The sequence below is a fragment of the Streptomyces sp. NBC_00344 genome (assembly GCF_036088315.1).
Lineage (GTDB): Bacteria > Actinomycetota > Actinomycetes > Streptomycetales > Streptomycetaceae > Streptomyces.
In genome coordinates this window covers 3,031,812-3,053,162 of sequence record NZ_CP107996.1, presented here as the reverse complement: position 1 = coordinate 3,053,162, position 21,351 = coordinate 3,031,812, and the positions used below count along the sequence as shown (strand labels likewise).

Here is a 21,351-nt window from a genome sequence, read left to right as displayed (position 1 = left end):
CGATCACCGTCGACGCGCGGGGGAACATCTGTGACGCGGCAACCGCTTCTCCACCACCTTTTCGCGCTGCATGCGCGCCGCTCTCCGGACGCGGTCGCGGTCATCGACGGCGCGACCGTCACCACGGCAGCCCACCTCGACGAGCGGGCCGACCGATGGGCACGGCTGCTGCGTCACCGGGGCGCCGCTCCCGGCACCCGGGTCGGCCTGCGCCTCTCGGCGGGCGCCGACCTGCCGGCCGCGCTGCTCGGCGTCTGGCGCTCGGGCGGCGCGGTGACCCTGCTCGGTCCTGCGGACGCGGGACGGGAAACCGCCTGCGACCTCGTACTGACCGAAGCGGATGGGAACGCGGGGCCGGTGGAGGACGCGGCCGAGGCCCCGGCGACCGCCGGCGAGGCGCTGCTCCACACCGCCGCCGACGGCATCATGCAATCGGTCACCCACGCCACCGCCGTCCGCCAGGCGCAGTGGCTCCTGGACCACGGTGTGGTGACCTCCGACGACCGGCTCGCGCTGCCGCCGACCGGCGAACTCGACGGTCGGCTCTGGACTCTGGGCGCCGCCCTCGTCTGCGGAGCCCCCCTCGTCGTCCTGCCGGCCGGTGCCTGGACCGACGGAGCGGCGCTCACCGAGGCGATGCGCGACAACGGCATCACCGTGCACGCCTGGGACGTGAACGCCCCGCAGGCGCCGTACGGGAAAGCCGCCGCTCTGCGCGCCGTGGTGATCGACGGAATCCCCCATGACAGCGAGCCGTGGTCGTTCCCTGCCGCCACCGCCGTCTGGCGCACGTACGGTACCGGACTCCTGGGCGCCGCCGTCACCGCCCGCAGCGGGACGGGCGGCGGCCCCGGAATCGGCACCCCCCTCGACCCGGAGGGGGTGGTCGTGATCGACGAGTACGGTGAGCCCGTTCCGCCAGGCATCCCGGGCGAGTTGACGGTCCGCACGGCCGTGGCGGCCGGAGCCGAGCGGCTGCTGCCCGACCCGTACAGGCCCGAGGACGGTTGGCTCCACCCGACCGGGCTGCTCGTGCGGCAGCGCGGCGACGACTCGTTCGACCTGCTCGGGCCTGTCGAGGGTGACGCGGCGTCCGATGGCCTGCTCCTTGCGGATGCCGACCGGCCCGCGTACGTCGAGCCGCGCACCGCCGAGGAGCGGCTGGTCGCCGGGGTCTGGGCGGAACTGCTGGAGATGGACGGCATCGGCGTCGACGACGACTTCTTCCAGCTCGGCGGCTACTCCCTCCAACTGGCCGAGCTCGCAGGGCGCCTCGGCCGGGAGACCGGCCGGTCCCTGGAGCTGTCCGACCTGTACGCCGCCGTGACCGTGGAGGCGCAGGCCGCGCTGCTGACCGTGCCCGCCGACGACACGCCGCCCATCGTGGCCGTGGAGCGGGGCGCACCCCTGCCGCTGTCGTTCGGGCAGCGCCGCCTCTGGTTCCTGGACCGGATGCACCCCGAGAGCCCGGAATGGGTCGTCCCGCTGATCCTGCGCGTCCCGGCGAACCTCGCTGAGGGGACCGTACGGTCGGCGCTCGACCTGCTCGCCGTACGCCACACGTCGTTGCGTACCCGCTACCTGAGCCAGGGCAGCGAGCCCGTCCAGATCGTGGAGGAGCCCACCCCCGTTGACCTCCGGATCGTGGACTGCCCGCCGGACGACGCACACGAGGAGGTCGCCCGCGCCTTCGACACCGGCTTCGACCTGGCATCCGGGAAGCTGTGGCGGGCGCTGCTGGTACGGCGCCACGACGATGCCGAGGCGACGCTGTTGGTGACGATCCATCACATCGCATGCGACGGCTGGTCGGCGACTCTTCTGGAACGCGAATTCCGCGCTGTGTGTGCCGTGTTGGAGGCGGGTGAGGAGCCGGAAGCGGCCGCAACCTCGCCGCAGTACGCCGACTTCGCCGTATGGCAGCGGCAGTGGCGTGACAAGGACCGCCTCGCCCCGCAGCTGGACTACTGGCGCCGCGAGCTCGGGGGCGTCGGCGCCCTCGAACTCCCCACGGACCGGCCGCGCCCGGCCGAGCGCGACCCGCGCGGCGGCCTGGTGCCCATCCGGGTGCCCGCGTCGGTCGCGAAGGCCGTCGCGGCGCTGGGCCGGACCCACCAGGCGACCCCGTTCATGACCCTCCTCACGGCCTATGCCACGCTGCTCGCCCGGCACAGCGGGCAGTGGGACATCGCGGTCGGCGTGCCGGTCGCCGGGCGCACGCGCCCCGAGACGGACCGGATGATCGGGTTCTTCCTCAACTCGCTCGTGCTTCGCTGCCGCCTCGACGCCGGAGTGCCGTTCGCCGAGTCCCTCGACCGGGTGCGGCGGACCACTCTGGACGGCTTCGCCCACCAGGACGTCTCCTTCGAGCACCTGGTGGAGGAGTTGCGGCCCGAGCGCGACCTGTCGCGTACGCCGCTCTACCAGGTCGCCTTCAACTTCAACGACGAAGAGGTCGGCGGCGGCATGCCCGGCGACGTCGACAGCGAGCTGCTGCTGCGGCACCGCCGGGTCGCCAAGACCGACCTCACGCTGTACCTGCGGCGCGAGGCCGACGGGGAGCTGACCGGTGTCCTCGAATACGCGACCCAGCTGTTCGAGCACGAGACCGTCGAGAGGCTGGCCGGTCACTTCGGGCGGCTCCTGGAGTCGATCGCCGACGATCCGGGCGCCCGGCTCGGCGAGCTGGACCTGCTGTCCGAGGACGAGCACGCCGCGCTGGACGTCCACCGGACCGGGGCGGCGCGGGACTGGGACGACGCGTCGTTGCTCGACCTGTTCGAGGCGCGGGCGGCCAAGACGCCGGACGCGCTCGCCGTGGTCAGCGGCGAGCAGCGGCTGACGTTCCGCGAGCTGGACGTGCGAGGCAACCGCATCGGGCACCAGCTGGCCGCGGCCGGGGTGGGGCCCGACACGGTCGTCGGGGTGCTGCTGGAGCGTGGACCCGAACTGGTCCCCGCGCTGCTCGGCGTGTGGAAGGCGGGTGCCGCCTATCTGCCGCTCGACCCTGCGGGCCCGGCCGAACGGCTGGCGCACGCGCTGCGCGACAGCGGCGCCGATGTCCTGCTCACCGACACGGCCGCGCAGGGAGCGGCTTGTGACTTCGCCGGCGAGCGGGTCCTGCTGGACCGTGACCGGGACGCCCTCGCGTCCCGTCCCGAGACCTGCCCGCCCCGGGTGTCCGACCCGGAACTCCTGGCCTACGTCATCTACACCTCCGGTTCCACCGGCACCCCCAAGGGCGTGATGGTGACCCGCGGAGGGCTCGCCAATCACCTGCGGTGGGCCGAGGAGGACCTGATCGGGTCCGAGGGCGGGGCGCCGCTGTTCTCCTCGGTGGCCTTCGACCTGCCCGCGACCAACGTGTTCGGGCCTCTGATCGCCGGGCGTCCGGTGCACGTGCTGCCCGCCGGTGACCTGACGGGGCTCGGTGCGGCGCTCGTGGACGGCGGCCCGTACGCCTTCATCAAGCTGACACCGGGGCATCTGGAGATCCTCGGCGACCAGCTCGGTGACGCGGAGGCCGCGGCGCTCGCCGGGACGGTCGTCGTGGCCGGCGAGGAGCTGCCCGGCCGGCTCGCCGAGCGCTGGTCCGAACTCCTCGGTCCCGGACGGCTGCTCAATGAGTACGGGCCTACGGAGACCTCCATCGGCACGCTTGTGCACCCGGTGAACGAGAGGCACACCGGCACGGTCCCCCTGGGTCTGCCACTGCCCCGCACCACGGCGGTGATCCTCGACGTGTCAGGGCACCCGGTCCCGGTCGGCGTCACTGGCGAGCTGTACATCGGCGGCGCGGGCGTCGCCCGCGGCTACCTCGGCCGCCCCGCCCTCACCGCCGACCGCTTCGTGCCCGACCCGTACGGCGCGCCCGGCGGCCGCCTCTACCGCACCGGCGACCTCGCACGCCGCCGCGCCGATGGCGCGGTCGAGTTCCTGGGCCGCGCCGACCAGCAGGTCAAGATTCGCGGATACCGCGTGGAACTGGGCGAGATCGAGGCCCGGTTGCGCGAGCTGCCGGGGGTGCGGGACGCGGTGGTCGTGGTGCACGAACCGAGGCAGGGAGAGCGGGGCCTGGCGGCGTACGTGGTGCCCGGGGAGCCCGACCGGGCCCCCGAACCCGGCACCCTGCGCGAACTGCTTGCCGCCCTGCTGCCCGACTACATGGTGCCCGCCACCTTCACCGCCCTCGACTCCGTGCCGCTCACCGCCAACGGCAAGCTTGACCGGGACGCGTTGCCCACGCCGGACGCGGAGGCCGGCGACGCCGCGTACACGCCGCCGACCGGTGTCGCCGAGGAGCGCATCGCGGCCATGTTCGGCGATCTCCTCGGCGTCGAACGAATCGGCGCAGACGCACACTTCTTCCACCTCGGCGGCCACTCCCTACTCGTCATCCGGCTCGCCGCGCGCCTCCAGGACGAGTTTGACCTCGAACTGTCCGTGCGGACCGTTTTCGAGTCACCGACCGTGCGGCAGCTCGCCGAGGCCGTCGAGGACGCCGTCCGTGCCGAGATCGAGCAGATGTCCGACGCGGAGCTGCTGGCTGCACCGGACACGGCAGGAGACATCGACGCATGAGCATCGCCCTCACCGGATCGTCGGCCACGGCCGCGCCGCCCGTGGACCGCTTCGCGCAGCTCTCCCGCGCCGACCGGCGCGGCCTGCCCAACGGACTCGTCGACGCCTACCCGCTCGCCGAGGCACAGGCCGACGCGCTGGCCCGCGTCCTGACCGCCCCGGCCCCCGCGACCGGCAACCTGATCGCGGTGCGGCGCCAGGTGCTCGGCCGCCCGTTCGCGCTGCATGACCTGCGGCGCGCCCTCCATGCACTGACGGCGGCGCACGACACGCTGCGCACCTCGTTCGCCGTCGAACGCCATCGCGTGCCGCTGCAACTCGTCCACGCCGAAGCGGAGATCCCACTGTCCGTGCACGACCTGCGTGCCCTCGACGAGCCGCGCCGCGCCGCTGTCTTCGGTGCGCACGAGGTCGTCGAGCGCGAGGTCCCGCTGCCGACAGCTCCCCCGCTGCGGCTCGCCGCCCAGCTCGAGACCGACACGGCGCTGCGCCTTGTCCTCACCTACAGCCCGGCCCTGCTCGACGCGGGCAGTGCCGAACGACTGTTGGGCGAGCTGGCGGCGGTGTACGAGAAAGAGGCGTACGAGAAGGAGGCGTTCGGGAGCGGGGGCGTCGCGCCCGCTGTGCCGTACGCCGCGTACGTGGCCGCCGAGCGCGCCGCCCTCGACGACCCGGCCCCGCGCGCCCACTGGCGCCGCGTCGCGGACACCTGTGCGCCGCTGCTTCTGCCCGAGGGCTGGGGCACGCCGGACCACCGTGGGCGACGGCACACCGTGCGGGTTCCGTTCGGTGATCTGTCGGAGGAGCTGCGCACCCTCGGCGACCGGGCCGGCACGCCACTGGGCGCGGTCCTGCTCGCGGCGCACCTGCGGGCACTGGGGTCGCTGACGCCGGACGCGGCCTTCCACACCGCGGTCCGGAACGACGGACGTCCGGAGCAGTCCGGCACGGGGACGGCAAGCGCCGCCGGCCTCCCCGTCCTCTCGGACACGGCGTTCACCACCACCGGAATCCCGAACCGTTCCGGCGCCGTGGCGCTCGCCCCTCTCGCCCTCGGCTCGTACCGCAACACGGTCCCCTTTCCCCACCGCCAAGCAACGGGCACCTGGCGAGAGCTCGTCGCCGCCACCGAGCGCCGAGCGTCGGACACCGAGCCGTACCGCCACTACCCGTGGGCCGCCGTCCGCCGCGCGGCCCGTACCCCCGGCCGGCTTGCCGACGTCCTCTTCGATCCGGATCCCGCTGCCGGCCCCGACCACGACGGCACGGAGTTCCCGCTCGTCGTCCGGGTCTTCAAGGACGCGCTCGTGCTGGACGCGGCGTACGACGCCCTCGACGAAACGCACGCGGAGCTGCTGGCCGGGATCTACCGGGAGGTGCTCGTCGCGATGGCCGATGACCCGGACGGGGATGCCGCCATGAGCCGGATGCCCGGCCCACTCGCCCGGAACGTGCTCGCCGCGGGCGGCCCCCACCGGGCCGGCCACTGTGAGCCGCTCGTTCCGGAGCTGATCGCGGTCCGGGCCGCCGAGAGCCCGGACGCTGTGGCGGTCATTGCGGGGGAGACCACCCTCGACTACCGCACCCTCGGCGCCCACGCCAACCGCATCGCCCACCGACTCCGCGGACTCGGCGCCGGACGGGGCGACTTGGTCGGCGTACTCCTGAATCGCGGGCCCGCGCTGCTCCCCGCGCTGCTCGGTGTTCTCCGCTCAGGTGCCGCCTATGTTCCGCTCGACCCGAGCGTGCCCGACGAGCGGCTCGCCCACATCCTCTCGGTCACCGACGCGCCGCTCATCCTCACCGAGTCGGCGCTCACGTCGCGTATCCCGGCCGTGTACGCGGAGAGGGCCGTCGTCCTCGACTCCACCGCCGAACTCGGTGCCGTCGAACGGCAACCCTCCGACGCGCCCGCCGCCCACCACGGCCCCGACGACCTCGCGTACGTCATCTTCACCTCCGGTTCCACGGGCACCCCCAAGGGCGTCATGCTTCCGCACGGTGCGCTCGCGCAGCTGCTGCACTCCTTCGCCGAGCCGGAGTACACGGGTGACTGGCTCGCCGCGACCTCCGTGTCCTTCGACATCTCCGGGCTGGAGCTGTACCTGCCGTTGATCACCGGCGGCCGCGTGGTTCTCGCGGACGACACGCAGGCCAAGGACCCTGCGGCGCTGCTGCGGCTCGTCGACGAGCACCGGGTGACGCATGTGCAGGCCACCCCGTCCGGCTGGCGGCTGCTGCTGGCCGTCGGGTTCGACCGGCCCACCGTCACCGCGCTCGCCGGGGGCGAGGAATTGCCCGCCCGGCTCGCCGGGGAGTTGCGCTCCAGGGTCAAGGCCCTCACCAATGTCTACGGGCCGACGGAGACGGCCATCTGGTCCGCCTCCTGGCAGGTGGGTCCGCAGGTGACGGCTCAGGCACAGGCCGGAGCAACGGCAGGCATGGCGCTCGGGCAGCCGCTGAACGGTGAGTCCCTCCATGTGCTGGACCAGGCGCTGGAGCCGGTTGTGCCGGGCGTCGCGGGAGAGCTGTGCATCGGTGGTTCCGGGCTTGCCCGCGGCTATCACGGTCGCCCGGCACTCACCGCCGACCGCTTCGTGCCCGACCCGCACGGCACCCCCGGCGCCCGCCTGTACCGCACTGGCGACCTGGCGCGTCGGTACGCCGACGGCACCGTCGAGTTCCTGGGCCGGATCGACACCCAGGTGAAGATCAGCGGCCACCGCATTGAACTCGGCGAGGTCCGCGCGGTGTTGACCGAGCATCCGGCGATCCGGGACGCAGTGATCGTGGTCCGCGAATCGAGCCCCGGCACCAAACGGCTCATCGCCTATGTGGTCGCCGCGGGCCGGACCGACGTGTCGGCGCTGCGCCGCCACCTCGCGGCCAAGCTGCCCGGATACATGATCCCGGCCGCGTTCGTGGCCATCCCGCGGGTGCCGCTGAGCGTCAGCGGCAAGGTCGACCTCGGTGCCCTCCCGGCGCCGGGCGCCGAACAGGGGGCGGCCCGTCGCCCCAGCAATCCCACGGAGGCCCGCGTGGCCGCGCTCTGCGCCGAGGTGCTCGGGCTGCGCGGTCTCGGCCCCGACGACAACGTGTCGCAGCACGGCGCACGGTCCCTGTCGGTCGTCCGGATGCTCATGCGGATCCGCCGCGAGTTCGCGATCGACCTGCCCGTGTCCGCGCTCTTCGAACGACTGACGATCAGCGGTCTCGCCGCGGCGGTTCTCGCCGCGGACCGGGCCGTACCGGGCCCGGACACCGACACCCGCACCGGGCCCCCATTCGACGACGGCTGCACAGCGGCGAGGGAGTACAAGGCATGAGCGTCGACAGCACGCACACAGGCCGGGACGGCCGACAGGAGACCGACTCGCTGCGTGACGAACTGCTGCGCCGCCGGCTCGCCGGCCAGCGCGGCAACCGCAGGTCGGCCATTCGACCCGTTGACCGCAACGGACCGCTCCCGCTGTCCTTCGGGCAGCAGCAGATGTGGTTTCTCAGCCAACTCGCCCCGGACAGCGGCGAATACCTGGTGCCCGTGGTGCTGCGGCTGCGCGGCACCCTTGACACGGACGCGCTCGTCGACGCGTGGGAGCGGCTGCTCGCCCGGCACGAGATCCTCCGTACCCGCTACGAGCTCGCCCCCGGCACCGAGGCCGGGGCACGGCAGGTGATCGACGCGCCGTGTGCCGCCGGGCTGCCCGTCACCGACCTCGGCGCCTTCGACGGTGACGAGCGGGTGCGGCGGCTGCGCGGGCTCGTCGACGAGGAGATCGCGCGACCCGTCGACCTCGGCCGTGAATGGCCCGCCCGGGCCCGGTTGTTCCGGCTCGCCGACGACGAGCACCTGCTCACCGTTACTTTCCACCACATCGCCTGCGATGCCTGGTCGGTCGGCGTGTTCGCCGATGAACTGAGCACGCTCTACCGGTCCGCCACTGTCGGGCCCGTCGAAGAGCTGCCCGAACTCTCCGTCCAGTACGCCGACTTCGCCACCTGGCAGCGGAAGGAGATGAGCGGCGGCACGCTGGAGAAGGAGCTCGGCCACTGGCGTGACCGGCTCGCGGAGCTGAAGCCGCTGGAGCTGCCCACCGACCGGCCACGGCCCGCCGTGCGCGCCTGGTCCGGTGACTCCGTCGCCTTCGACATCCCCGCCGAGGTCGCGGACCGGGCCCAGGAGCTCGCCCGCACGCACGACACCACGCTCTTCACCGTGCTCCTGGCCGCGTTCCAGGGGCTGCTGTCCCGGCACGCCGACCGCACCGACATCCCCGTCGGCATCGTCGTGTCCGGCCGCGCCAGGCCTGAGCTGCAGCGGCTTTTCGGCTACGGCATCAACACGCTCGTCGCGCGCGCCCGCTGGGACGGCGACCCCACGTTCACCGGGCTGCTGGCCCACGTACGCGACACCGTCCTCGACGCCTTCGATCACCAGGCGGTGCCGTTCGCGCAGGTGGTCGACGAGCTGGAGCCCGCGCGCGACCTGTCGCGTACGCCGCTGTTCCAGACCGCGTTCGTGCTGCACGAGAGCCGGGATGCCGCCTTCGACCTGCCGGGTCTTGACACCACGTCGCTGATGGACGACCGGGTCGCCCGGTTCGACCTCACCCTGAACGTGGAGCAGGCGGCGACGGGCCCTCTCCGGGCCCGGCTTTCGTACTCCACCTCGCTCTACGACGGCGCGACCGTCGAGCGCATGGCCGCCCACTTCGCACGGCTGCTCGACGCGGTCACCGCCGACCCGGAGACCCTGGTCACGGCCGTCGACCTGCTGCCCGCGGCTGAGCGCGAGCGGCTCGCCGTCTGGAACGACGCAGCCCGTGCAGCCGACGACATCCGCGCCGTCCTCGACACGTTCACCGGCGCCCTGCCGGAGCGTCTGACGGTCCGGGTGCTCGACGGCCGCGGCGACCTCGCCCCGACAGGCGTGCCCGGAGACGTCTACCTGGGGCCGGTCACCTGCGTCGACGGCCTGCGCGCCCGTTACCTCGCCGACGGCACCCTGGAGATCGTCGACCGTCCCCGGGCCACCCGTCCGAAGAAGGGCGCCGCGCACGTCGCGCCGCGCACGCCGCTGGAGGAGCGCGTCGCCGCCGTGTGGGCGACCACGCTGGGCCGCGACACCGTCGGCGTCGAGGACAACTTCTTCGACCTCGGCGGGGACTCCATGCGTGCCGTGCGGCTCGCGGGCGCGCTGCGCGAGGCCGGGTTCGACGTCAGCATCCGCTCCATCTTCGAAGCCGGCACGGTCGCCGGGCTCGCAGAGTCGCTCGCCGGGCAGGAGCCGGACGCCACCCTCGTCCGCACCGTCGCCGCGTACGAACTGATCGGCGCCGAGGACCGCGACCGGCTCCCGGAGGGCGTCCTCGACGCGTATCCGCTGTCGCAGGTGCAGACCGGCATGATCGTCGAGATGCTCAACCATGCCGAGCGGAACGCCTACCATTCGGTGTCCAACTTCCGGATCCCCGATGAGCGCCCGTTCTCCCCGGGCGCGCTGCGCGGCGCGCTCGACATCGTCGCAGGGCGGCACGAGATCCTGAGGACGTCGGTCGCGCTGACCGAGTTCTCCCAGCCTCTCCAGCTGGTGCACGCCCACGCGGAGATCCCGCTCGCGCTGCACGACCTGCGTGGCCTCGACGAGGAGAGGCTGCGCAAGGCCGGGCTCGACTTCATCGACGAGGAGCGCGGCAGGCCGTTCGACCTGGCGGATGCGCCGCTGCTGCGGGTCACCGTGCACGTGGAGTCGGATGAGGCGTGGCGGATCACGTTCACCCAGTGCCACGCCATCACCGACGGCTGGAGCCTCAACTCCCTGCTGATGGAGCTGCTGAAGACCTACCGGTTCATACGGGACGGCGAGCCATTGCCTGCGTACGATGCCCCGTCGGTGCGGTATGCGGACTACGTCGCCGCCGAGCTCGAGGCGCTGGACAGTGCCGAGGACCTGGAGTTCTGGCAGCGCACCACCTCCGACCACGCGCCGTTCACGCTGCCTGCCGCATGGGGTCAACCCGGCACCAAGGGCGAGCCCTACCGGCTGCAGGTCTCCTTCCACGACCTGGAGGAGCGGCTGCGGCGCCTCGCCGTCGGCTGCGGTGCATCGCTCAAGTCGGTGCTTCTCGCGGCCCACTTGAAGGTGCTGAGCTCCCTGACGGCCGAACCGTCCTTCCACACAGGTCTGGTCACCCACAGCCGTCTCGAGGCGCCCGGTGCCGATCGTGTGCTGGGCATGCACCTCAACAGCGTGCCGTTCCCGGCCGACGGCTCGGCGCGCACCTGGCGCGAGCTGGTCACGCGTACCTTCGCGCGGGAGACCGAGACCTGGGGGCACCGCCGCTACCCGCTGCCGGCGATCCAGCGCGGCGCGAGCCCGGCCGGCACCGGCGACCGGCTGCTGTCCGTCGTCTTCGAGTACCTGGACTTCCACCAGGTCGACTCGGACTCCGTCGACAGCAAGGCCAGCGCGGGCGGCGCCGCCAACGAGTTCGACCTGACCGTCGTCGCCAGCGGCGGATACGTCAACCTGTCCAGCCACACCGACCTGATCAGCCCCGACAACGCCGAGCGCCTCGTCGACATGTACCGGCAGGTCCTCGTCGCGATGGCCGGCGGTCCCGACGGCGACGCCACCGTCGCCTTCCTGCCCGCGACGGAACGCCACCGGCTCCTCGTCGAGCTGGGCGCCACGCCGGGCACCGCGCCCGAACTGCCGGTGTACCGGCTCATCGAGGAGCAGGCCACGGCGACCCCGGACGCGGTCGCCGTCAGCCACCGCGACGGCAAGCTCACCTACGCCGAGCTCGACCAACGGGCCAACCGCATCGCCCACCGGCTGCGCGCTCTCGGCGCGGGCCCCGAAACCCTCGTCGGCGTCCGCCTCGACCGTGGCGTCGACCTGGTGCCCACGCTGCTCGGCGTCTGGAAGTCCGGCGCCGGCTACCTGCCACTCGACCCGTCCGTGCACGGGGCGCGGCTGCGCTACATGCTCGACGACACAGGCGCCCGCCTCGTCGTCACCAGCGGCCCGTACGCCACCGAGCTGGCGGATGTCCACGACGGCACCCTCCTGGTCCTCGACCGCGAGGCCGACCGCGCCGCCGTAGAGGCGCAGCCGGACACCCGGCCCGCCCCACTCTGCGACGGGGACAGCCTCGCGTACGTTATGTACACGTCGGGCTCGACCGGCTCACCCAAGGGCGTCCTGGTACCGCACATCGGTGTCGCCAACTACCTGCTGTGGACCTCCGAGGCGTACGGGGCACACGGCACCGGCGGCGCCCCCGTCTTCTCGTCGATCTCCTTCGACCTGGGCCTGCCCGACCTGTTCGCGCCGCTGCTGCTCGGTCAGACCGTGCATCTGTTGCCGCAGGACATGCCGTCCGATGAGCTCGGCCGGGAACTCGCCGCGGCCGGACCATTCTCGTTCATCAAGCTCACGCCTGGCCATATCGATCTGCTCACCCACCAGTTGACCGGCGAGCAGGCGGCCTCGCTCGCCGGTCTGGTGATCGGCGCCGGCGACAGCTTCAGCTCCCGCCTCGCGCTCCGCTGGCGCGAACTCGCCGGATCTCAGGGCACTCCGCTGGCCGCCGAGTACGGCCCCACCGAGGCATCCGTCGGCAACTCCGGCACCCCGCTGCCCGAGATCCCCGAGCTGGACCTCATGCCCCTGGGCACGCCGGTGCCGAACAGCTCCATGTACGTCTTGGACCGGTGGATGGAGCCGGTGCCGGTCGGGGTGCCCGGCGAGGTGTACATCGGCGGGATCGTCCTGGCCCGCGGCTACCTCGGCAGGCCCGGCCTCTCCGCCGAACGCTTCGTGCCCGACCCGTACGGCGAGAGCGGCTCCCGGCTCTACCGCACCGGCGACCTCGCGCAGTTCCGCGCCGACGGGGCGCTGGAGTTCCTCGGCCGGATCGACCACCAGGTGAAGATCCGCGGTTACCGCGTCGAACTTGGCGAGATCCAGCACGTCCTCGGTCAGCACCCGGCCGTTCAGGAGACCGTCGTCGTGCTGCACGGCACCGGCGGCGACGGCGCGCTCGCCGCGTACGTCGTCGGCACGGACGGACCCGAGGTCGACACGGCCGCACTCCGTGCCCACCTGGACGAGCGGCTGCCCGAGTACATGGTCCCCGCGTCCTTCACGGTCCTCGACCGCATCCCGCTCACCAGCAACGGCAAGCTCGACCGCAGGGCGCTGCCCGCCCCGGACCGCGACGCGTTCGCACACACCGAGCACACCGCGCCGCGCACCCCGCTGGAGCGGCAGCTCGCCGGCGTCTGGGCCGGCATCCTCGGCATCGACGACATCGGCGTCCACGACCGCTTCTTCGACCTCGGCGGGGACTCGATGCGTGCCGTGCGCATGGCGGGCGTGTTGCGCGAGGCCGGGTTCGACGTCGGCATCCGCGAGATCTTCGAGGCCGGCACGGTGGCCCGCCTCGCGGAGGGGCTCGCCGGGCAGGACACAGGCCGGGACCTGACGCGCACCACCGCGCCGTACGAGCTGATCACCGCTGCGGACCGGGCCGCGCTGCCCGACGACGTCCTCGACGCGTATCCGCTGTCGCAGGTGCAGACCGGCATGATCGTCGAGATGCTCAACCACACCGAGCGGAACGCCTACCACTCGGTGACCGGCTTCCGTATCCCCGACGAGCGCCCCTTCTCGTTCCCGGCCCTGCGCAAGGCTCTCGACACGGTCGTCGCACGGCACGAGATCCTGCGAACGTCCATCGCGCTGACGGACTACGCGCAGCCCCTCCAGCTCGTGCACGCCCGCGCGGAGATCCCGCTCGCGCTGCACGACCTGCGCGGCCTCGACGAGCAGCAACAGCAGCAGGCCGGGCTCGACTTCATCGCGGACGAGCGGGGCAGGCCGTTCGATCTGGCGGCGGCACCACTGATGCGCGTGAACGTCCACCTGGAGTCCGACCGGGCCTGGCGGATCACCTTCACGCAGTGCCACGCCATCACCGACGGCTGGAGCTACCACACGCTGCTCATGCAGCTCCTCGAGGTCTACCGGCACATCCGCGACGGCGAACCGGTGCCCCCTTACGACCTGCCGGCCGTGCGGTACGCCGATGTCGTAGCCGCCGAGTTGGAGGCGCTGGAAGACGGCAAGCACCAGACGTACTGGCAGGACGTCGTCAGCCGGCACACCCCCTTCGCGCTGCCGGACGGCTGGGGCCAGGACGGGCCCGACGAGGTATTCCACGTCCGCGTGCCCTTCCACGACCTGGAGGAGCCGCTGCGGAAGCTGGCCAACGAGTGCGGTGCTTCCCTCAAGACGGTCGTCCTGGCCGCCCACCTGAAGGTCCTGAGCAGCCTCACGCCTGAGCCGTTCTTCCACGCCGGCCTGGTCACCCACGCCCGTCTGGAGGCGTCGGGCGGCGACCGGGTACTCGGCATGCACCTCAACAGCGTCCCGTTCCCGGCGGACCGTTCGGCGCGTACGTGGCGTGAGCTGGTGGCGCGTACGTTCGCGCGGGAGACCCGGACCTGGGGGCACCGGCGGTATCCACTGCCCGCGATCCAGCGGCTCGTCGGCAGCGGTGACCGGCTGGTCTCCGTGACGTTCAACTTCCTGGACTTCCACCAGGTCGACGAGTCCGTGGACATGGCCGGAGGGTTCGGTGTCGGCGGCAACGAGTTCGCGATGAGCGTCTTCGCAATCCACGGCCACCTCGTCCTCGGCTCCCGCTCGCAGAACATCAGCCGGGCGAACGCCGAGCGCATGGCGGCCATGTACCGGCAGGTCTTCGAGGCCATCGCGGAGAATCCGGACGGTGACGCGACCGCCTCGTTCCTCCCCGAGCCGGAGCGCACGCGACTACTGACCGAGTGGAACGACACAGGCGTCGACTGGCCGGCCGGCTCGGTCGTCGACGTGATCGAGGAGGCCGCCGAACGGACCCCGGACGCGCCCGCAGTCATCAGCGGCGACCGGCGCCTGACCTTCCGCGAGCTGGACGAGCGGGCCAACCGCATTGCTCACCGGCTCATCGCGCTCGGTGTCGGCGCCGACACCCTCGTCGGCGTCCACCTGGACCGAGGGCCCGATCTGGTCCCCGCGCTGCTCGGCGTGTGGAAGGCGGGCGCCGCCTATCTGCCGCTCGACCCCGCAAACCCGGCGGACCGGCTCGCCCACATGCTCGCCGACAGCGGCGTCCGTGTCCTGGTCGCCCAGTCCACGCTCGCGGGTGCGGCCGGGGGCCACGACACCGTCCGCCTCGATCTCGACCTGGCCCAGGACGCCATCGCCGCCGAGTCCGCGGCCCGGCCGGCCCGTACGAGCGACCCCGACCACCTGGCATACGTCATCTACACGTCCGGGTCCACCGGCCTCCCCAAGGGCGTCATGGTGACCCAGCGCGGCCTGGCCAACCATCTGCGGTGGGCGGCCCGGGACCTGACCGCGGACGAGGGCGGCGCCCCGCTGTTCTCCTCCATCGCATTCGACCTGCCCGCCACCAACCTCTACGTGCCGCTGATGACGGGCCGACCGGTCACCGTGCTGCCCGCCTCCACGGCCCCCGGCGACCTGGGCCGCGAGCTGGTGCAGGCCGGACCGTACGGCTTCATCAAGCTGACGCCCGGCCACCTGGATCTGCTCACGCACCAGCTCGGCTCCGACGAACTGCCGAAGCTGGCCCGGCGCATCCTGGTCGCGGGCGAGGCCCTCCAGCCCCGCACCGCCAACCATTACGTCGCCGCGCTCGGCGCCGGACGGCTCATCAACGAGTACGGCCCGACCGAGACGTCCATCGGCGCGACCGTTCACCCGGTGGACGAAAAGCAGTCCGGCACCGCGCCCCTGGGCCACGCGCTGCCCAACACCTCCACCCATGTGCTGAACGCGTGGCTGGAGCCGGTGCCCGTCGGGGTCCCCGGCGAGGTGTTCATCGGCGGCGTGGGCCTGGCCCGCGGATACCTCGGCCGGGCGGCTCTGACCGCCGAGCGGTTCGTGCCCGACCCGTACGGTGAGAACGGGTCCCGGCTCTACCGCACCGGCGACCTGGGGCGGTTCCGCACGGACGGGGCGTTGGAGTTCCTCGGCCGGATCGACGACCAGGTGAAGATCCGCGGCTATCGCGTCGAACTCGGCGAAATCCAGCACGTGTTGGAGAATCATCCGGCCGTCCGGGAGGCCGTCGTGGTCCTGCACCGCAACGACGACGGCGACGCCTCCCTGGCCGCGTACCTCGTTGCCACGGACAGCACCGCGGCAACCGCGGACACCACCAGGGCGACCGTGGACACGGCCGCACTGCGGGAGCACCTCGCCGGGCGGCTGCCCGAGTACATGGTCCCGGCGTCGTACACCGTCCTCGAGCAGATCCCGCTCACCAGTAACGGCAAGCTCGACCGCCGGGCGCTGCCCGAGCCCGACCGGGGCGCGACTTCACGCACCGAGCACACCGCGCCGCGCACCCCGACCGAGAAGCGGCTCGCCGCGGTCTGGGCCGATGTGCTCGGCCTCGGCACCATCGGCGCCGACGACAACTTCTTCGACCTCGGCGGCCACTCCATCCTGGCCGTACGGATGCTCGCCGCGGCCCGCGAGGCCGGGGTGCCGCTCGCGGTCTGGATGATCTACCAGGCGGGTTCGCTTGCCGAGATGGCGGCACTCGCGGACCGGACCGAGGGGCCTGCGGTGGAGGAGCCGGGGGCCGGCGTGGGCGGTTCCGCGGGGACCGCGGCCGCGGGTCAGACGGAGGCCGGGACGGACGACGCCGAGCTGCTGCAGCTGCTCCCCGTCCAGCTCAGGACCGACGACGAGGCACCCGCCGACCGTACGCTGCGGCTCACGCTGGGCCGACGCCCTGACGCCGACCTGTTGGCCCAGGCGCTGGCGGCGGTCGTAGCGCATCACGATGCGCTGCGGCTGCGGCTGGACCTCCACCCCGGGCGCCGGGGCGGCACGGTCGCCCCGGACGAGTCTGCGTCGCTGCTCGATGCCGTCTCGCTCGCCCATGTCGCGGCCGATGAGCGGTCCGCCGCCCTCACCGCGGCCGTGGCCGATGCGCGTCGCCGCCTCGACCCGGTGGCCGGGCCTGTCGTGCAGGCGGTCCTGTTCGATGTGGGTGAGGACCGGCTTCTCGACACCGAGGTGCTGGCCGAGCTGTGGATCGTGGTTCACGGCACGGCGGCCGACGAGGCATCGCTGACCGTCCTCACCGAAGACCTCAACATCGCGTACGAGCGGCTGGTGTCCGGCAAAACGGTCGAACTGCCGACCGTCGCAACGCCGTTGCGGCAGTGGGCTCGTCGGCTCGCCGCCGAGGCCGTGTCGCCGGAGGTTCTCGACCAGGCCTCCGCCTGGCTGAACCGCAGGCCGGGCGCAGCCCTGCCGCGCGACCGCGCCGAGGCCCGTACCGCCACCGCCCACACGGTGACCACCATGCTCCCGGGCGGCCCGACTGCCGCTCTGCTGGCCGGGCAGGACCCCGAGGCGGCCGTACTGGCCGCGCTCGGCCGGGTGCTCGGCCGCTGGGCCGGCAGTGACCGGCTCGACATCGCCCTGCGCCACGACCCGCGCCAGGACGACACCGCGCTCGCCCGCACGGTGGGTCCGCTCACCGACAGCGTGCCGGTCGGCCTCTGGCTGCCGCGCGGACGTGAACTGCCGCAGCTGCTGCGCTCGGTGGCCCGGCAGCTCACCGCGCTGCCCATGCCCCGCTACGGCTACGGGCTGCTCCGGGACGGCGTCGCCGACCCGGACGCGGCGGCCGAGCTGCGCTCCCAGCCGCACCCCGAGGTCGGGTTCGCCCTCACCCACGTACCGGACCGGCAAGCCGGGGAGACGTTCCTCGCGCACGCCGCGGGCGGCGTCAGCGACGACACCGGCCGTCTGCTGGACGTCGAAGCGATCGTGTCCGGCGGTCAGTTGTATGTCCGCTGGACCCACCGCGGCGACGTCCACGACCCGGTGACGGTACGGCGGCTCGCCGATGAGCACCTGGCCGAGCTGACCGAGCTCGTGGGTGACGGTGACGACGACGGCGGTGCCGGCGGTGGGACTGGAGGCGGGAGCGACGGACCGGGCGGCGGCTCCGGCGGCGGCCGGGGCGCCCCGGGCGGCTCGAACACTCCGGCCGTCAGGCAGCCCGCGGCATCGGGGGTGTCCGAGGTGATGGCCGAGCACGGTATCCCCGGCGCGACCGTCGCCGTGATCCGCGGCGGTGAGCTGGTGTCCGTGGAGAGCCACGGCGTCCTCGACGCGCGGGGGCGGCAGCCGGTGACGCCTGACACGCTGTTCGCGGCGGCGTCCATCACCAAGCACCTCACGACCTTCACGCTGCTGCGACTGATCGCCGAGCGGGGCCTGGACCTCGACGACGACGTCAACCGGCATCTCGTGAACTGGCGCGTTCCGGCGGGCGGTCGGCCTGTGACTCTCCGCCACCTGGTTTCCAACCTGGCCGGCTTCGCCGAGCCCTCACCGGCCCGGCGCTCCGGCTACGACACCGACGAGCCCTGGCCGACCGTCCTCGACATCCTGCACGGGCGCGCCCCGGCGGAGGGGGGGCCGGCGCGGCGGGAGTTCGCGCCGGGTGCCAGATTCCGGCTGAACAACGTCCATTACCTGATCCTTCAGCAGGCCATGGAGGACCTCACCGGGGAGACCTTCCCCGAGGTCGTGCGGCGACTGGTCTTCGCACCGCTCGGTATGCGTGACAGCGGTGTGACCCCGGACCACCCGGAGACCTCCGGCAAGCCGGTCGCGCACGGCCACGACTTGAAGGGAGACCCGTTGCCCGGCGGGCGCCGGGTCTACCCCGAGTCCGCGGCACGCGGGCTGTGGACCACGGCCGCGGACCTGGCGAAGCTCGTCCTTGCGGTACGCGACAGCGCGATCGGACGTGAAGGGGCCTTGGTGTCACAGAATTTGGTGCAGCAGATGCTCACGCCGCACTCCGACCGTCCGTACGGCTGGGGCACGATCATCGACGACACCGGTGTCGACCTCGAGTTCGGACACGGCGGGCAGGCCACCGGCTATCAGGCCATGTTCGGGATCCGGGCGAACGCCGGCGACGGCACCGTCGTCCTCACGAACTCCGTGCACGGCCGATCCCTGGTCACCCATCTGATGGCCAACGGGTGGACCGACTCCGGGCGACTCGCGGGCTTCTGGCAGCGGGCGATGGGCGAGGCGGAGGCCCGCGAGCAGCGGCAGGAAGGCGCCCGCCGGTCATGACGCGCCGCACGCCCTCCGCGGCCGCCGCTCCGCCGGCGGCCGCGGATGCCGGCGCTCCCGTTCCGCTGCGCAGAAACCGCGACTTCATGCGGCTGTGGATGGGCGCGAGCGTCTCGCAGTTCGGTTCACGGGTGGGCCTCACCGCCTTCCCCCTGCTGATCCTTTACCACACCGGATCAGCCTTCCAGTCCGGTCTGGTCGGGTTCGCTGCCGCCCTGCCCAACCTGACCGTGCAGCTCCCGGCGGGTGCGCTCGTCGACCGCTGGGACCGTCGCCGGATCATGCTGTGGTGCAACGTCCTCGGCACGCTCGCCATGACGAGCGTGGCCCTGGCCGTGCTGTCAGGACACATCTGGCTCACGCATCTGATGCTGGCCGCTTTCGTCGACGGCAGCCGCGGCATCTTCGTCGACCTGGCCGAGCGCGCCACCGTCCGCACGGTCGTCACGCGCGACCAACTGCCCGTCGCGCTCTCGCAGAACGAGGCGCGACGGCAGGCCATGGGACTCGCGGGCCAGCCGAGCGGCGGCTTCCTGCTCACCCTCTCGAGTTCGCTGCCCTTCGCGTGCACGGCCGTCGCCGACGCGGTGGCGACGCTCTGCTTCCTGCGGATCAAGGGGAAGCTGAAGGGTGCCCCGCAGGGCCCGGCCCGGCCACTGCTCGCCGATATCAAGGAGGGCATCGGCCGACTGTGGCAGGCCAGGTTCGCGCGCGTCCTGGTCGGCCTGATCGCCGGGTCCAACCTGGTCTTCCAGGCCCTCGTACTCACCGTGATGGTGGTCCTCAAGAACGGCGGTCACTCCCCGTCCACGGTGTCCCTCGTCACCGCGTGCGGGGGCGTCGGCGGGCTGCTCGGCGCGCTGTCCACGCCGGTCGCCCGGCGCAGCAGCATGCGCGCCACGCTGCTGCTGGGTTGCGCCGTGTGGACGCTGCTCGTGCCGCTCACCGCGTATGTCCGCGGGCCGGTCGCGCTGGCGCTGCTGCTGGCCGCCGTCTCCTTCATCTGCGGTCTGCTCAACGTCGCCGCCGGGGTCTACCAGACCCGGAACACCCCCGACGAACTCCAGGGACGCGTCCAGGGCACCGCCCGCTTCCTCGGTTCCGGCGCCAACTCCCTCGGCTCCCTCACCGGCGGCTACCTCCTCGGCGCGGTGGGCATCGCCACCACCGGGCTCTGGATGGGCGCGGTCATGCTGCTGCTCACGCTCCTCGTCCTGGTCCTGCCGGCCGCCCGCGCGGAACGGGATCCATTCCCCGCCGGACCCGGCTCCTCCGTCCTGAAACAGAACGACGACAACACCCGAGGTGATCAACCGTGACCCACCCCTCGCATCCCGCGGGCGTGTTGCCCGACGCCCCGGTGCCGCGGATCAATCGTGGACGGCTGCTGCGTGACCTGGACGTCTTCGCGACGTTCGGGGGACGGGCCGACGGCGGGGTCGACCGGGTCGCCGGGTCCCCGGCGGACGTGGCGGCGCGGGCCTGGCTGATGCGCCGGATCGAGGACGCCGGGCTGCTGACGGACACCGACGAGATCGGCAACGTCTTCGCCCGCTCTCCCGGCGGGACCGGTCCCGCGCTGCTGCTCGGCTCACACACCGACAGCGTGCCCGCGGGTGGCCGGCTCGACGGCTCGTACGGAGTCATCGCCGCCCTGGAGACCCTTCGCACCCTGCGTGAGGCGGGCCACCCGGCTGCCGACCGGGTGCGGATCGCCGGGTTCTGGGACGAGGAGGGCGCCCGGCCCGACTCGGCCGGCGGGCTCACCGGCTCCACCGCGTTCGTCTCCGGCGACGGGCTCCGCGACATCGCCGCGTTCTACGAACTCCACATCGAGCAGGGCCCCCGTATGGAGGCGGCCGGTACTGATCTGACCGTCGTCGAGGGCATCGTCGGCATCGAGCGGCATGAGATCAACGTCTTCGGCGTGCCGAACCATGCGGGCACCACGCCCATGGCCGATCGGGCCGACGCGGGCAGAGCCGCCGCCCGGCTGTTGGCGGGGCTGACGCCGAAACTCGCCGCGATCGACCCGGCGATGGTCTTCAACGTCGGATTCATCGAGTTCCTGCCGGGCGCCCCCAATGTCGTACCCGGACAGGCCCGGCTCACCGTCGAATGGCGCTCCGGACGAGCGTCCGCGCTGCGCCGCGCCTGCGACGAGCTGACCGGGGCCGTGCATGCCGCAGCGGCCGAGGAGAACTGCACGGCGAGCGTCGAGCTCCTCTCGCACAAGGCGATCACCGGCTTCGACAGCGAGGCGGTCAAGGTCCTTCAGGACGCCTGCCTCAAGACCGGCGGTGTCTTCGGTGGCTCACTGCTGAGCTTCGCGGGCCACGACGCGAGCGTGCTGAGCGCGCACGTGCCGACGGCGATGCTGTTCGTCCCGAGTACCGGCGGCATCAGCCACTCCCCGCTGGAGTCCACCCCGGACCGACAACTGGCGCTCGGCTGTCAGGGGTTGCTCCGTTCCGTCGTGGACTGGTACGGCCACCACGCCTGACCGCCGCCCACCGGCCCGCGCGCGCGGAACGGAGCTCCCCACCGAGGCTGGG

The 21,351-nt window shown here is 72.7% G+C and carries 5 protein-coding genes; all 5 read left to right on the top strand.

What is annotated here, in order from left to right:
- Positions 1–30 precede the first annotated feature (30 nt).
- Genes OHS16_RS13780 through OHS16_RS13760 form a run of 5 tightly spaced genes read left to right on the top strand, consistent with a single transcriptional unit; the run spans position 31 to position 21,299 of the window.
- Positions 31–4,581 carry a non-ribosomal peptide synthetase gene (locus tag OHS16_RS13780; protein WP_328537487.1) on the top strand — a complete coding sequence of 1,517 codons (4,551 nt, stop codon included), beginning with the start codon at positions 31–33 and terminating at the stop codon, positions 4,579–4,581.
- A complete protein-coding gene (locus OHS16_RS13775; RefSeq protein WP_328537486.1) occupies positions 4,578–7,907 on the top strand; it encodes a non-ribosomal peptide synthetase in 3,330 nt (1,109 codons plus the stop codon). Before OHS16_RS13780 ends, OHS16_RS13775 begins: the two co-directional genes overlap by 4 nt.
- Complete coding sequence (locus OHS16_RS13770; protein ID WP_328537485.1) at positions 7,904–18,796, top strand: non-ribosomal peptide synthetase; 10,893 nt, start codon at positions 7,904–7,906, stop codon at positions 18,794–18,796. The genes OHS16_RS13775 and OHS16_RS13770 overlap by 4 nt, the downstream gene beginning before the upstream one ends.
- Positions 18,793–20,115 (top strand): MFS transporter, encoded by a 1,323-nt coding sequence (locus OHS16_RS13765; protein ID WP_328537484.1) that lies wholly within the window; start codon positions 18,793–18,795, stop codon positions 20,113–20,115. Before OHS16_RS13770 ends, OHS16_RS13765 begins: the two co-directional genes overlap by 4 nt.
- Positions 20,112–21,299, top strand: a complete 1,188-nt coding sequence (locus OHS16_RS13760) for a M20/M25/M40 family metallo-hydrolase (protein WP_328537483.1) — start codon at positions 20,112–20,114, stop codon at positions 21,297–21,299. The genes OHS16_RS13765 and OHS16_RS13760 overlap by 4 nt, the downstream gene beginning before the upstream one ends.
- Positions 21,300–21,351: the final 52 nt, after the last annotated feature.